The organism is Pseudomonas sp. FP2196, from assembly GCF_030687715.1.
Lineage (GTDB): Bacteria > Pseudomonadota > Gammaproteobacteria > Pseudomonadales > Pseudomonadaceae > Aquipseudomonas.
Genome location: NZ_CP117445.1, coordinates 5646147 through 5659999, shown reverse-complemented (window position 1 = coordinate 5659999; position 13853 = coordinate 5646147). Strand labels below are relative to the sequence as shown.

11 protein-coding genes are annotated in these 13853 nt (G+C 59.0%); 10 read left to right on the top strand and 1 reads right to left on the bottom strand.

The features are described 5' to 3' along the window. Positions 1-85: 85 nt before the first annotated feature. The 10 genes from bioB to PSH79_RS25385 all read left to right on the top strand — a co-directional run bounded on the left by bioB (position 86) and on the right by PSH79_RS25385 (position 12529). Positions 86-1141 carry a biotin synthase BioB gene (gene bioB, locus PSH79_RS25430; RefSeq protein ID WP_305440171.1) on the top strand — a complete coding sequence of 352 codons (1056 nt, stop codon included), beginning with the start codon at positions 86-88 and terminating at the stop codon, positions 1139-1141. A gap of 128 nt (positions 1142-1269) precedes the next feature. After that, complete coding sequence (gene bioF, locus PSH79_RS25425; RefSeq protein ID WP_305440170.1) at positions 1270-2448, top strand: 8-amino-7-oxononanoate synthase; 1179 nt, start codon at positions 1270-1272, stop codon at positions 2446-2448. Then, a complete protein-coding gene (locus PSH79_RS25420; protein ID WP_305440168.1) occupies positions 2441-3172 on the top strand; it encodes an alpha/beta fold hydrolase in 732 nt (243 codons plus the stop codon). Before bioF ends, PSH79_RS25420 begins: the two co-directional genes overlap by 8 nt. Continuing rightward, entirely contained in the window at positions 3165-3977 is an 813-nt protein-coding gene (gene bioC / locus PSH79_RS25415; RefSeq protein WP_305440166.1) for a malonyl-ACP O-methyltransferase BioC, read from the top strand. Before PSH79_RS25420 ends, bioC begins: the two co-directional genes overlap by 8 nt. Beyond that, the gene (gene bioD / locus PSH79_RS25410) at positions 3974-4654 is read left to right on the top strand and encodes a dethiobiotin synthase (protein ID WP_305440165.1); all 681 of its coding nucleotides are present in this window, start codon (positions 3974-3976) and stop codon (positions 4652-4654) included. Before bioC ends, bioD begins: the two co-directional genes overlap by 4 nt. A gap of 108 nt (positions 4655-4762) precedes the next feature. Further along, positions 4763-5059, top strand: coding sequence for a pyrroloquinoline quinone biosynthesis protein PqqE (locus PSH79_RS25405; RefSeq protein ID WP_187680790.1), 297 nt, complete (start codon positions 4763-4765; stop codon positions 5057-5059). Between the two features lie 276 nt (positions 5060-5335). Further along, a complete protein-coding gene (locus tag PSH79_RS25400) occupies positions 5336-7141 on the top strand; it encodes a phenylacyl-CoA dehydrogenase (RefSeq protein WP_305440163.1) in 1806 nt (601 codons plus the stop codon). A gap of 222 nt (positions 7142-7363) precedes the next feature. Further along, on the top strand, positions 7364-8653 hold the full coding sequence (locus tag PSH79_RS25395; RefSeq protein ID WP_305440161.1) for a GGDEF domain-containing protein: 1290 nt from the start codon (positions 7364-7366) through the stop codon (positions 8651-8653). A gap of 90 nt (positions 8654-8743) precedes the next feature. Next, positions 8744-10540: an acyl-CoA dehydrogenase C-terminal domain-containing protein gene (locus tag PSH79_RS25390; RefSeq protein WP_305440160.1), complete on the top strand. Its 1797-nt coding sequence runs from the start codon at positions 8744-8746 to the stop codon at positions 10538-10540. Between the two features lie 210 nt (positions 10541-10750). Further along, a complete protein-coding gene (locus tag PSH79_RS25385) occupies positions 10751-12529 on the top strand; it encodes an acyl-CoA dehydrogenase C-terminal domain-containing protein (protein WP_305440159.1) in 1779 nt (592 codons plus the stop codon). Between the two features lie 227 nt (positions 12530-12756). Here PSH79_RS25385 and PSH79_RS25380 read toward each other — a convergent pair whose 3' ends face one another. Beyond that, positions 12757-13686 (bottom strand): LysR family transcriptional regulator, encoded by a 930-nt coding sequence (locus PSH79_RS25380; protein ID WP_305440158.1) that lies wholly within the window; start codon positions 13684-13686, stop codon positions 12757-12759. Positions 13687-13853: the final 167 nt, after the last annotated feature.

Here is a 13853-nt window from a genome sequence, read left to right as displayed (position 1 = left end):
TCCTTAAATATGCCGAACATCCGTGTAGCGCCTGTGGGTATTCCGTTTACCCACACGCCAGCCAAGCATAACCAAGGAATCACCCATGAGCGCGAGCACCACCGCCACCCTGCGTCACGACTGGTCATTGGCCGAAGTCAAAGCACTCTTCGTACAGCCATTCAACGACTTGCTGTTTCAGGCACAGACGGTGCACCGCGCCCATTTCAACGCCAACCGCGTTCAGGTTTCCACACTGCTATCGATCAAGACCGGCGCCTGCCCGGAAGACTGCAAATACTGTCCGCAGTCCGGTCACTACAACACTGGCCTGGAAAAAGAAAAGTTGATGGAAGTGCAGAAAGTCCTCGAAGAGGCTGCCCGCGCCAAAGCCATCGGCTCGACCCGTTTCTGCATGGGCGCGGCGTGGAAACATCCGTCGGCCAAAGACATGCCTTACGTGCTGAAGATGGTCGAAGGCGTGAAAGCCATGGGCCTGGAAACCTGCATGACCCTCGGACGTCTGGATCAGGACCAGACCGAAGCGCTGGCCAAGGCCGGTCTTGATTACTACAACCACAACCTCGACACCTCGCCTGAGTTCTACGGCAGCATCATCACCACCCGCACTTACAGCGAGCGCCTGCAAACCCTGGCTTACGTGCGTGAATCGGGGATGAAGATCTGCTCCGGCGGTATTCTCGGCATGGGCGAGTCGCTGGACGACCGCGCCAATCTGCTGATTCAACTGGCCAACCTGCCGGAGCATCCGGAGTCGGTGCCAATCAATATGCTGGTGAAAGTCGCCGGTACGCCGCTGGAAAATGCCGAAGACATCGACCCGTTCGACTTCATCCGGATGCTCGCCGTGGCGCGCATCCTCATGCCGCAATCCCACGTGCGTCTGTCCGCCGGCCGCGAAGCGATGAACGAACAGATGCAGGCCCTGGCGTTCTTTGCCGGCGCCAACTCGATTTTCTACGGCGACAAGTTGCTGACCACCGCCAACCCGCAGGCAGACAAGGACATGCAACTGTTCGCGCGCCTGGGCATTCAACCTGAAGCCCGCGAAGAGCATGCCGATGAAGTGCATCAGGCTGCGATCGAGCAGGCGTTGGTGGAGCAGAAGAGCAGCGAGCAGTTTTATAACGCCGCCATCTGATCGCTCCACGGATTCCATGTAGGAGCTGCTGCAGGCTGCGATCTTTTGATCTTGTCTTTTGAAAAACAACATCAAAAGATCGCAGCTTCGGCAGCTCCTGCAGAGTTACTTCTACTGTCGAGGCCTGCATGTCTTTCGATCTCGCCGCACGCCTTGCTGCCCGCCGTGCCGAAAATCTCTACCGCCAGCGACCGTTGCTCGAATCCCCGCAGGGACCCGAAGTGGTGGTCGACGGTCAGCCGTTGCTGGCGTTCTGCAATAACGACTACCTGGGCCTGGCCAATCACCCGCAAGTCATCGAAGCCTGGCGTGCCGGCGCCGAACGCTGGGGCGTGGGAGGCGGGGCCTCGCATCTGGTGATCGGCCACAGCGGCCCGCATCACGCCTTGGAAGAAGCGCTGGCCGATCTCACCGGTCGCCCGCGTGCGCTGCTGTTCACCACCGGTTACATGGCCAACCTCGGCGCGGTCACGGCACTGGTCGGGCAGGGCGACACGGTGCTGGAAGACCGGCTCAATCACGCTTCGTTGCTGGATGCAGGGTTGTTGTCCGGCGCGCGTTTCAATCGCTATTTGCACAACGACGCCGACAGTCTGGCCAAGCGTCTGGAGAAAGCTACCGGCAACACGCTGGTGGTCACCGACGGCGTGTTCAGCATGGATGGTGATATTGCCGATCTGCCCGCGCTGGCCCGGGAAGCCAAGGCCAAAGGCGCTTGGCTGATGGTCGACGATGCGCACGGTTTCGGACCGCTGGGTGCAAATGGCGGTGGCATCGTCGAGCATTTCGGTTTGAGTCAGGACGATGTACCGGTGCTGGCCGGCACCCTCGGCAAAGCCTTCGGCACGGCCGGCGCGTTTGTCGCTGGCAGTGAAGAGTTGATCGAAAGCCTGATCCAGTTCGCCCGCCCGTACATCTACACCACCAGTCAGCCGCCGGCGCTGGCCTGCGCAACGCTGAAAAGCCTTGAATTGCTGCGCAGCGAACACTGGCGCCGCGAGCATTTGCAGACGCTGATCCGCCAGTTCCGCCACGGCGCCGAACAGATCGGTCTGGAGCTGATGGACAGCTTCACGCCAATTCAGCCGATCATGATCGGCGACGCTGGTCGCGCGGTGCGTCTGTCGCAAATGCTGCGTGAGCGTGGGCTGATGGTCACTGCAATCCGTCCGCCAACCGTGCCCGCCGGCAGTGCGCGACTGCGGGTGACCCTGACCGCCGCCCACAGTGAGGCGCAGGTACAGCTATTGTTGGAAGGACTGGCCAATTGCTTTGCCCAACTGTCGTCGGAGCCAAGCCATGCGTGATCGCCTGATTTTGCTGCCCGGGTGGGGCCTCGGTGTTTCGCCGATGGAACCCTTGGCCGCCGCATTGCAAGGCCTCGACGAACATCTGCATGTCGAGATCGAGCCATTGCCGGAGCTTGATTCCAGTGATTTGAACGATTGGCTCGACGAACTCGACGAGCGCATTCCTCAAGATGTCTGGCTGGGTGGCTGGTCGCTGGGCGGCATGCTCGCCTCCGAACTGGCGGCGCGGCGGGGCGAACGTTGCTGCGGTTTGCTGACGCTGGCGAGTAATCCTTCTTTTGTAGCCCACGAACAATGGCCGAGTGCGATGCCCGGCGAGACATTCGATGCGTTTCTCGCCGGTTGCCATGCCGATCCGCGACTGACCCTCAAGCGATTTTCCTTGCTGTGTGCCCAAGGATCAGAAGACCCGCGCGGATTGTCACGGCTGTTGCTTGGCGCTGCCCCAAGTACTGCGCCGGCAACGCTGATGGCGGGGCTGGAGTTGCTCGCTCAACTGGATACGCGCGAAGCCTTGCAGGCGTTTCGCGGCCCGCAGTTGCATCTGTTCGCCGGGCAGGACGGATTGGTGCCCGCAGAGGCGGCAGGCGAATTGTTCGCCCTGCTGCCGGATATCGAAATTGGTCTGATCGAACAGGCCAGCCATGCGTTTCTTCTGGAAGACCCCCATGGAGTGGTGGGTGCAGTCCAGGCTTTTTTACATGAGTGCGGTGATGACTGATTTGTCCCTTGTTGCGCTGCCTGGTGGCTTGCCTGACAAGCGCCAGGTCGCGGCCTCTTTCTCACGTGCGGCGGCCAGCTACGACAGTGTCGCCGAGTTGCAACGTGATGTCGGTACACAGTTGCTGCAGCGCTTGCCGATGGATTTTGTACCCGCGCCTTGGCTGGATATGGGTTGCGGCACCGGTTATTTCACCCGGGCATTGGCCGAGCGGTTTAACGCTGGACAGGGACTGGCGCTGGATATCGCTGAGGGCATGCTCAATCACGCCCGTCCGTTGGGCGGTGCCGAGCATTTCATCGCCGGTGATGCGGAGCGTCTGCCGTTGCAGGAGTCGACCTGCGGTTTGATCTTCTCCAGCCTCGCGGTGCAGTGGTGTGCGAATTTCGATGCGGTACTCAGCGAAGCCTTTCGCGTGCTGAAACCGGGTGGGATTTTCGCGTTTGCTAGTCTTTGTGTAGGGACGTTGTACGAATTGCGTGACAGCTGGCGTCAGGTCGATGGTCTGGTGCACGTCAACCGTTTCCGCGAGTTCGCCCGCTATGAGCAATTGTGTGCGGCCAGTGGCCTGCGCATTGTGCGTCTGGAGAATCAGGCGCACGTACTGCATTACCCGGATGTGCGCAGTCTGACCCATGAATTGAAGGCTTTGGGTGCGCACAATCTGAACCCCGGGCGACCGGGCGGATTGACCGGGCGGGCGCGGATTCTGGGACTGGTCGAGGCTTACGAGCAATTCCGTCAGGCACAGGGACTGCCGGCGACTTATCAGGTGGTTTATGCCGTGTTGGAGAAACCCGTATGAGCGCTGCCTATTTCATCACCGGAACGGACACCGACGTCGGTAAAACCACCGTCGCCGCCGGATTACTGCACGCGGCGCGCTCGGCGGGCTTGAGCACAGCGGCGGGCAAACCGGTCGCATCCGGTTGCGAAGTCACGCCTAAAGGATTGCGCAACGCTGATGCGTTGGCACTGTTGGCCGAGTGCTCGTTGCCGATGAGTTATCAACAGGTCAATCCGGTGGCGTTCGAACCGGCGATTGCGCCGCATCTGGCAGCGCGCGAGGCGGGTGTGGCGCTGACGGTGCAATCGTTGTTGGCGCCGATGCGCGAGATTCTGGCGATGAACGCCGATTTCACCTTGATTGAAGGCGCGGGCGGCTGGCGGGTGCCGTTGGCGGATCAGGACAATCTGTCGGATCTGGCCATTGCGCTGAAGCTGCCGGTGATTCTGGTGGTCGGTGTGCGGCTGGGGTGTATCAGTCATGCGCTGCTGACGGCCGAAGCGATTGCCCGAGATGGCCTGCAACTGGTGGGTTGGGTGGCGAACATCATTGATCCGAAGACATCGCGGCTGGAGGAAAACCTGGCAACACTGGCCGAGCGGATTCCGGCACCGTGCCTGGGGCGTGTGCCGAAATTGAAGGCGATGAGCGCTGAGGCCGTGGCTGAGCATTTGCAACTGGATCTGCTCGACTAAGCTTTTACCTATGAGCGGGCACTGTGCCATTAGTGTTTTTGACGGGTGTTTTTCTGGCGCCTCTGGTTCAATGGCAGCCATTGATCCTTCCCAAGGATGAGAACTGTTATGGAAATCTCCGGTAACACAGCTTTTTATGCGGGTTTGAGCTCCATTCAGACCGGGCAGAATCGCGTCGATCAGGCTGCCAGTCAGATCGCCAATAACACCATCGAACGTTCAGTTACCAGCCAGTCTTCCGAAGTTCAGGTTGATCGTCTGCGTGGCGTGGATCGCAGCCAGCAGTCAGATTTGGCCAGTAACATGGTCGAGATGTCTCAGGGCAAGATTCAGGCAGAACTGGGTGTGAAAGTCGCCAAAGCATCCGATGAAATGCTTGGCACGATCATCGACACCTTCGCCTGATTTTTTAAGCTCCGTGCCTGTTAAACGCCGCGCCTTGTCGCGGCGTTTTTCGTTGTAAGTCCTTCTCTCTCAACTAATCTTTTTTTATCGCCCGTGGCTCGTTCGAGCCCATGGCGGTTTGTTGTGTCCGGCGTTTGAAAAATGTGATGACGAACGGCAAAAGATCGACGCTTGACAAGATTTCGGCGTAAACGTATGTTTCAAACAACTGTTTGACCGTCACAACAAATCAACACGGTCGTTCATTCCCGGTTACATCAGCAGAGGTTTATCGCTATGCCTGACTACAAGGCCCCCTTGCGTGATATTCGCTTCGTTCGTGACGAACTGCTCGGCTATGAAGCGCACTATCAGAGTCTTCCGGCTTGCGCAGACGCAACTCCGGACATGGTTGACGCCATTCTCGAAGAAGGCGCCAAGTTTTGTGAGCAGGTACTGGCGCCGCTGAACCGCGTGGGCGACATCGAAGGTTGCACCTGGAGCGAGTCCGGCGTGAAAACCCCGACTGGCTTCAAAGAGGCTTACAAGCAATTCGTTGAAGGCGGCTGGCCAAGCCTGGCGCACGACGTCGAGCACGGCGGTCAAGGCCTGCCTGAGTCGCTGGGTCTGGCGGTCAGCGAAATGGTTGGCGAAGCCAACTGGTCGTGGGGCATGTACCCAGGCCTGTCGCACGGCGCGATGAACACCATCTCCGAGCACGGCACTCCAGAGCAGCAAGAAGCCTATCTGACCAAGCTGGTCTCCGGCGAATGGACCGGCACCATGTGCCTGACCGAACCGCACTGCGGCACCGACCTGGGCATGCTGCGCACCAAGGCCGAACCTCAGGCTGATGGTTCCTACAAAGTTTCCGGCACCAAGATCTTCATCTCGGCCGGTGAACACGACATGGCCGACAACATCGTCCACATCGTATTGGCCCGCCTGCCGGATGCACCGGCTGGTACCAAAGGCATCTCGCTGTTCATCGTTCCAAAGTTCATGCCGAATGCTGACGGCACCGTGGGTGCACGCAACGCTGTGACCTGCGGTTCGCTGGAACACAAGATGGGCATCCACGGCAACGCGACCTGCGTGATGAACTTCGACGGCGCTACCGGTTTCCTGATCGGCCCGGCGAACAAAGGCCTGAACTGCATGTTCACCTTTATGAACACCGCACGTCTGGGCACCGCACTGCAAGGTCTGGCCCACGCCGAAATCGGCTTCCAGGGCGGCCTGAAATACGCTCGCGATCGTCTGCAAATGCGCTCCCTGACTGGCCCGAAAGCGCCGGACAAAGCCGCGGACCCGATCATCGTGCACCCTGACGTACGCCGCATGCTGTTGACCATGAAGGCCTTCGCCGAAGGCAACCGTGCGATGGTGTACTTCACCGCCAAACAGGTCGATATCGTCAAATACGGCGTCGACGAAGAAGAGAAGAAGAAAGCCGACGCACTGCTGGCCTTCATGACACCAATCGCCAAAGCGTTCATGACCGAAGTCGGTTTCGAAGCCGCCAACCACGGCGTACAGATCTACGGCGGCCACGGCTTCATCGCCGAGTGGGGCATGGAGCAGAACGTCCGCGACAGCCGCATTTCGATGCTGTACGAAGGCACCACCGGCATCCAGGCACTCGACCTGCTGGGCCGTAAGGTGTTGATGACTCAAGGCGAGGCTCTGAAAGGCTTCACCAAGATCGTTCACAAGTTCTGCCAGACCAACGAAGGCAACGAAGCCGTCAAAGAATTCGTTGCACCGCTGGCTGCACTGAACAAGGAATGGGGCGAACTGACCATGAAGGTTGGTATGGCTGCCATGAAAGATCGCGAAGAAGTCGGCGCGGCCTCCGTGGACTACCTGATGTACTCCGGTTACGCCTGCCTGGCCTACTTCTGGGCCGACATGGCGCGTCTGGCGGCCGAGAAGCTGGCCGAAGGCGCTGGCGATGCGGCGTTCTACACCGCCAAGCTGCAAACCGCGCGCTTCTACTTCCAGCGCATCCTGCCGCGTACCCGTACACACGTGGCAACCATGCTGTCGGGCGCCAATAACCTGATGGACATGAAAGAAGAAGACTTCGCACTGGGCTACTAAGTCCCGGGGAGGTTTTCACAGCCGCTGTTCCTTCGGGGACAGCGGCTTTTTCATGCCTGATGAAAAATTGTTTAAGCGATGAAAATTCCCCACTAAAACGCTAAGAAAAGCGGTTTTCCTGCCGTTAAAGAGGCTTCGATGTGACACACGTCACACCGCATGTGCTTAACTGCTCAAAATGCAGGCACAATGCCATCTTTTGCCGGGTCGGAGTTTTACCCCTTGCCGCGTTCTTCCGCTTTACGTTTCAGCCATTTCATACCTTCACTGCTGTTGTTGCTCGCGGGGTTGGCGGCTGCGTACGTCAAAGACCTCAACGTGTTCTTTACGTCTCTGTTTAACGTACTGCCGACGTTGGTGTTGTTGTTGGGCGGTGCTTACTGCGCGGTTTACCGTCGTCAGCGCGAACTGTTTCTGATGCTCACGGTGTACATCGCCTACTTTTTGCTCGACACCCAGACCGACTATTACCGCGACAACGGCAAAGTGCGCGAAGACGCCGCCGTGGTGTTCCATCTCGTCTGTCTGCTGCTGCCGTTGTTATTCGGGCTATTCGCCGCGTGGCAGGAGCGCACCCACCTGTTTCAGGACATGGTTGCGCGGTTCGCCGTCCTGCTGGTGTTCGGCAGCGTGGCGCTTGGGCTTGAGCAAAGTTACCCACAGGCGCTGCTGATGTGGCTTTCCGAAATTCGCTGGCCTGCGCTGCACGGCGCGTGGATGAGCCTGATCCAGTTGTCTTATCCCGTTTTCATCTCGGCATTCCTGCTGTTGGCGTGGCAATACTGGCGCAACCCGCGTCCGTTGCACGCGGCGCAACTGGTCGGACTGCTCGGGGTGTTCTGGATGCTGCCGAAAACCTTCATCCTGCCGTTTACCCTGAACATCATGTGCAGTCAGGTGATGTTGATGATCGCAGCCGCCGTTGCACACGAGGCTTATCAAATGGCCTTCCGCGACGAGCTCACCGGACTGCCTGGGCGTCGTGCACTCAACGAACGCATGCAGCGCCTTGGCCGCAACTATGTTCTGGCGATGAGCGACGTCGATCACTTCAAGAAATTCAACGACACCCACGGCCACGATGTCGGTGACCAGGTGCTGCGTCTGGTCGCCAGCAAGCTCTCCAAAATCAGCGGAGGCGGCAGGGCATATCGCTATGGCGGTGAGGAATTCGCCCTGGTGTTTGCAGGCAAAACCCTTGAAGAGTGCATGCCGCACTTGGAGGTAATCCGCGAGTCGATCGCTTCCTACAACATTCAGCTGCGCAACCAGGAAAACCGCCCGCAGGACGATCAGCAGGGGCGCCAGCGTCGCGCAGGCTCCGGCGCTTCCAGCGTTTCGGTCACGGTCAGTATCGGCGTCGCCGAGCGGATAGAGCAGCGCGACCCTGAACAAGTCCTCAAGTCCGCCGACGAGGCGCTCTACAGCGCCAAGGGCGCGGGGCGTAACTGCGTGGTGGCGTTCGGGCAAAATCGCCGTGGCGCGGTGCGCATGGACACCGCCGCAGGTTGAGTGATGACGGCGCATTCAGCGTCTGGACAGTGATTGTGGGACGTGGTGGCCGGCAGTAGGTTGAAGAAATCTGCTGAAGGAGAAGCCACCATGCCCGAATACAAAGCTCCCCTGCGCGATATGCGCTTTCTGATCGACCACGTCTTCGACTTCCACGGCAACTACGCCGCCCTCGGCGCCCACGATGCCAGCCCGGACATGATCAACGCGATCCTCGAAGAAGGCGCAAAGTTCTGTGAGAACGTTCTGGCACCGCTCAATCGCAGCGGCGACGAAGAGGGCTGCCATTTCGACAACGGCGTGGTGACAACGCCTACAGGCTTCAAGCAAGCCTTCGCACAATACGTCGAGGGTGGCTGGCATGGTCTGGCAGCGGATCCGACCTACGGTGGCCAGGGTTTGCCGAGTTCGCTGGGGCTGGTGATCAGCGAAATGGTCGGCTCCAGTAACACCTCCTGGGGCATGTATCCGGGCGTGACCCACGGCGCGATGTCGGCGATCCACGCCCACGGCACCGAGGATCAGAAAACCACTTACCTGAGTAAACTCACCGCCGGCCAATGGACCGGCACCATGTGCCTGACCGAAGCTCATTGCGGCACCGATCTGGGCATCATCAAGACCCGCGCCGTGCCTCAGGCTGACGGTAGCTACGCGATCACCGGCAGCAAGATTTTCATCTCCGCAGGCGAGCACGACATGAGCGACAACATCATTCATCTGGTGTTGGCCAAACTGCCGGATGCGCCGGCGGGCACCAAGGGGATTTCACTGTTCATCGTGCCGAAATTCCTCCCGGATGCTGTGGGCGAGGCGGGTGAACGCAACGGTGTTTCCTGCGGCTCGATCGAACACAAAATGGGCATCAAGGCGTCGGCCACTTGTGTACTGAACTTCGATTCTGCCAAAGGCTTTTTGATCGGCGAGCCGAACAAGGGCCTGAACTGCATGTTCACCATGATGAACCACGCTCGGCTCGGCACTGGCATGCAGGGTTTGTGTCTGGGCGAGGCAAGCTTCCAGGGCGCGATCAGGTACGCCAACGACCGCTTGCAGATGCGCTCGCTAACCGGCGCCAAAGCCCCGGACAAACCGGCCGACCCAATCATCGTTCACCCCGACGTGCGGCGCATGCTGCTGACCATGAAAGCCTTCAACGAAGGCAACCGCGCGCTGACTTACTTCACCGCGCAACTGCTTGATACCGCGCACCTGAGCAGTGATGCCGATGCGCGTCAGGAGGCCGAAGACTTGCTGGCGTTCCTTACGCCGATCTGCAAGGCCTTCATGACCGACACCGGGCTGGAAGTGACCAACCACGGCATGCAGGTGTTCGGCGGCCATGGCTTCATTCGTGAATGGGGCATGGAACAGTTGGTTCGCGATTGTCGGATTGCGCCGATCTACGAGGGGACCAACGGCATTCAGGCGCTGGATCTGCTCGGGCGCAAAGTGCTCGGCAGTCAGGGCAAGCTGTTGCGCGGATTTACTAAAATCGTTCACAAGTTCTGCGCGGCGAATGCCGAGCATGCAGAGTTGGGCAGTTTTGTTGCACAGCTCAACGAGCTCAACCAGCAGTGGGGCGACTTGACCATGAAGGTCGGCATGGCGGCGATGAAGAATCCGGACGAAGTCGGTGCCGCGTCGGTGGATTACCTGATGTACAGCGGCTACATCATCCTCGGCTATCTATGGCTGCGCATGGCGCTCGTGGCGCAGGCGCAACTGGGGGCGGGTGAGGGCGATGGGGATTTCTGCCGGGGCAAACTGGCGACGTGCGAGTTTTACTTTAAGCGCTTGTTGCCGCGTACGGCAGCGCATCGTGCGGCGATTGAGGCGGGCAGTGATTGTTTGATGAAACTGCCGGCCGAAATGTTTGCGCTTTAAGGAAGATCAAAAGATCGCAGCCAGCAGCTCCTGCACGGGATCGCTTTTTACCTGTAGGAGCTTGCGAAGGCTGCGATCTTTTTCTTGGTGACTAAAAATAACAAATCGGTCACCGGTTGACCCTATGTGTCGCAAAAGTTGTTGGGGTACACTCGGCCTCAATGAAAACACCCTTCCACGAATACCTGTTTAGATCTTGCGAGGTTTGCCATGGCTGACTACAAAGCGCCGCTGCGCGATATGCGCTTCGTCCTCAATGAAGTGTTCGAAGTCGCCAAACTCTGGGCCGAACTGCCGGCGCTGGCCGAGACTGTCGACGCCGAGACCGTTGAAGCGATTCTCGAAGAGGCCGGCAAGGTCACCAGCAAAAGCATCGCGCCTCTGAGCCGTGCGGCAGACGAAGAAGGCTGCCACTGGGCCGACGGTGCCGTCACCACGCCGGCCGGTTTCCCACAGGCTTATCAGACTTACGCTGAAGGCGGTTGGGTCGGCGTTGGCGGTGATCCGCAATACGGCGGCATGGGCATGCCCAAAGCCGTTTCGGCCCAGGTTGAAGAGATGGTCAACTCCGCCAGCCTGTCCTTCGGTCTGTACCCGATGCTGACTGCCGGCGCCTGCCTGTCGATCAACGCCCACGCCAGCGAAGAGCTGAAAGCTGCGTACCTGCCGAACATGTACGCCGGCGTCTGGGCCGGTTCTATGTGCCTGACCGAGCCGCACGCCGGTACCGACCTGGGCATTATTCGCACCAAGGCCGAGCCTCAGGCCGACGGTTCCTACAAGGTCAGCGGCACCAAGATCTTCATCACCGGTGGCGAACACGACCTTACTGAAAACATCATTCATCTGGTTTTGGCCAAACTGCCCGACGCACCGGCCGGCCCGAAAGGTATTTCGCTGTTCCTGGTGCCGAAGTTCATGGTCAATGCCGACGGCAGCCTGGGCGCGCGCAATCCGGCGAATTGCGGTTCTATCGAGCACAAGATGGGTATCCAGGCGTCCGCCACCTGCGTGATGAACTTTGACGAAGCCGTCGGTTATCTGGTCGGTGAGCCGAACAAAGGCCTGGCCGCGATGTTCACCATGATGAACTACGAGCGTCTGGGCGTCGGCATTCAGGGCCTGGCCACTGGCGAGCGCTCCTATCAGAACGCCGTCGAATACGCGCGCGACCGTCTGCAAAGCCGTTCGCCGACCGGCGCGCAGAATAAAGACAAAGTCGCTGACCCGATCATCGTCCACCCGGACGTGCGGCGCATGTTGCTGACCATGAAAGCCTCGAACGAAGGTGGCCGGGCGTTTTCCACCTACGTGGCGATGCAACTCGATACTGCCAAGTTCAGCGAAGACGCGACTACACGTAAGCGTGCGGAAGATCTGGTCGCATTGCTGACGCCGGTGGCCAAGGCGTTCCTGACCGATCTGGGGCTGGAAACCACCGTCCACGGCCAGCAGATTTTCGGCGGCCACGGTTACATCCGCGAGTGGGGTCAGGAGCAATTGGTGCGTGACGTGCGCATCACCCAGATCTATGAGGGCACCAATGGTATTCAGGCGCTGGACCTGGTGGGGCGCAAGATCGTCGGCAGCGGCGGCGCGTTCTACCAACTGTTCGCCGACGAGATCCGCCACTTCACCGCTACGGCGAGTGCTGATCTGAGTGAATTCACCAAGCCGCTGAACGACGCTGTCGATACCCTCGACGAGTTGACGGCGTGGCTGCTGGATCGAGCAAAAAACAATCCGAACGAAATCGGCGCGGCCTCGGTCGAATATTTGCAGGCGTTTGGATACACGGCCTACGCCTATATGTGGGCATTGATGGCCAAAGCCGCGTTGGGCAAGGAATCTCAAGAAGATTTCTACGCCAGCAAGCTCGGCACCGCACGCTTCTATTTCGCCCGTCTGCTGCCGCGCATTCACTCGTTGAGCGCGTCGGTGAAGGCTGGTAGCGAGTCGTTGTTCCTTCTGGATGCAGCGCAGTTCTGATGCAATGACGTGATGTAAGCATTCGCTTACATCACGTGCTGCTGTTCTCCCATATGCGCGGATTGGATCCAGAGCTAATCTACATTTCATGGACGTCGCGCAGGAAGCGCAAAGCAACAACAGGGACACGTAGGATTCTGCCAGGGTGGCGGAGTGAAATGGATGTCAGGGAAACAGTCTGCAAAGCCCCGCTTCGGCGGGGTTTTCTTTTGCCTGAAGAAAAGTGCTCAGGCCAGAGGATCCAGTGGTTGCGCGGTTTTCAACGGTTTATCTTCGCGCTCAATCACTTCTTCCAGCAATGTCCGCAGCAGCGCCAGAGAAGCCTGCTGACGTTGTACATCGCGACACACCAAACCAACCTTCAGCGGCACCCGTGGTTCGCTCAGCGGTTTCCAGAGCAGATCGTCTTCGTCGTATTCTTTTTGCGAGCGCCCCGGCAGCACCGTCGCCAGTTTGGTGTGCGGCAGACTGTCGAGAATCCCCACCATGTTGTTCAGCTCTGCCTGCACCTGCGGGCGACGTCCGAGGCTGGTCAGCTGTGCCTGCCAGATCTGGCGAATCTGAAACTCCTCTCCCAATAACAACATCGGCAATTCAGCGGCCTGACGAATCGAGACTTTCTTGAATTCACGCAACGGATGATCCGCCGGGATGACAAGTGTCAGCTCATCTTCGTACAGCATTACGCCGTGCAGACCGGGCTGACGCGGCGGCAGATAACTGATACCGATGTCCAGCGAACCATTGAGCAAGCGCCGCTCGATCTCCAGCCCGGACAATTCATAGATCTGCACAACAAGATGCGGCTGTGCCTTGCGCACTCGGTCGAGCATTTGCGGGACAAGGCTGGTGTGAACGGTCTGCAACACACCAATCGCCAAGGTGCGCAGTGCCTGACCCTTGAAGTTGCCCAAGGCTTCGCGAGCGCGTTGCAGCCCGTCGAGCAATGGCAAGGCGTGGTTGTACAGCGTGTGGGCGGCGAGGGTCGGCAAGAGGCGCTTGCTGCTGCGTTCGAACAGGGTGACATCGAGGTTTTGTTCGAGCTGGCGAATCTGCTGGGAGAGGGCCGGTTGCGAGATCGACAGGCGTTCAGCGGCCCGCCCGACATGACCTTCTTCGTAGACCGCGACGAAATAACGCAGTTGCTTGAAATCCATAAGTAACACTTATCGAAAATGCTGAGAAATCGAAATGGCCCGAGGCCGTCAGTGAGCCTAGTCTAACCGCAATCACAAGGCTTACAGGGCCAGAGAGCGCGATGAATAGCGTTTGCTTCGACAGTGTTTGCATAGGCAGTTCAAAAAACCTCAAGCGGGGTTTTTTC

Excerpts from the sequence above, each read along its gene's own strand:
- bioB (WP_305440171.1), top strand. The coding sequence starts at position 86 with ATGAGCGCGAGCACCACCGCCACCCTGCGTCACGACTGGTCATTGGCC.
- bioF (WP_305440170.1), top strand. The coding sequence starts at position 1,270 with ATGTCTTTCGATCTCGCCGCACGCCTTGCTGCCCGCCGTGCCGAAAAT.
- PSH79_RS25420 (WP_305440168.1), top strand. The coding sequence starts at position 2,441 with ATGCGTGATCGCCTGATTTTGCTGCCCGGGTGGGGCCTCGGTGTTTCG.
- bioC (WP_305440166.1), top strand. The coding sequence starts at position 3,165 with ATGACTGATTTGTCCCTTGTTGCGCTGCCTGGTGGCTTGCCTGACAAG.
- bioD (WP_305440165.1), top strand. The coding sequence starts at position 3,974 with ATGAGCGCTGCCTATTTCATCACCGGAACGGACACCGACGTCGGTAAA.
- PSH79_RS25405 (WP_187680790.1), top strand. The coding sequence starts at position 4,763 with ATGGAAATCTCCGGTAACACAGCTTTTTATGCGGGTTTGAGCTCCATT.
- PSH79_RS25400 (WP_305440163.1), top strand. The coding sequence starts at position 5,336 with ATGCCTGACTACAAGGCCCCCTTGCGTGATATTCGCTTCGTTCGTGAC.
- PSH79_RS25390 (WP_305440160.1), top strand. The coding sequence starts at position 8,744 with ATGCCCGAATACAAAGCTCCCCTGCGCGATATGCGCTTTCTGATCGAC.
- PSH79_RS25385 (WP_305440159.1), top strand. The coding sequence starts at position 10,751 with ATGGCTGACTACAAAGCGCCGCTGCGCGATATGCGCTTCGTCCTCAAT.
- PSH79_RS25380 (WP_305440158.1), bottom strand. The coding sequence starts at position 13,686 with ATGGATTTCAAGCAACTGCGTTATTTCGTCGCGGTCTACGAAGAAGGT.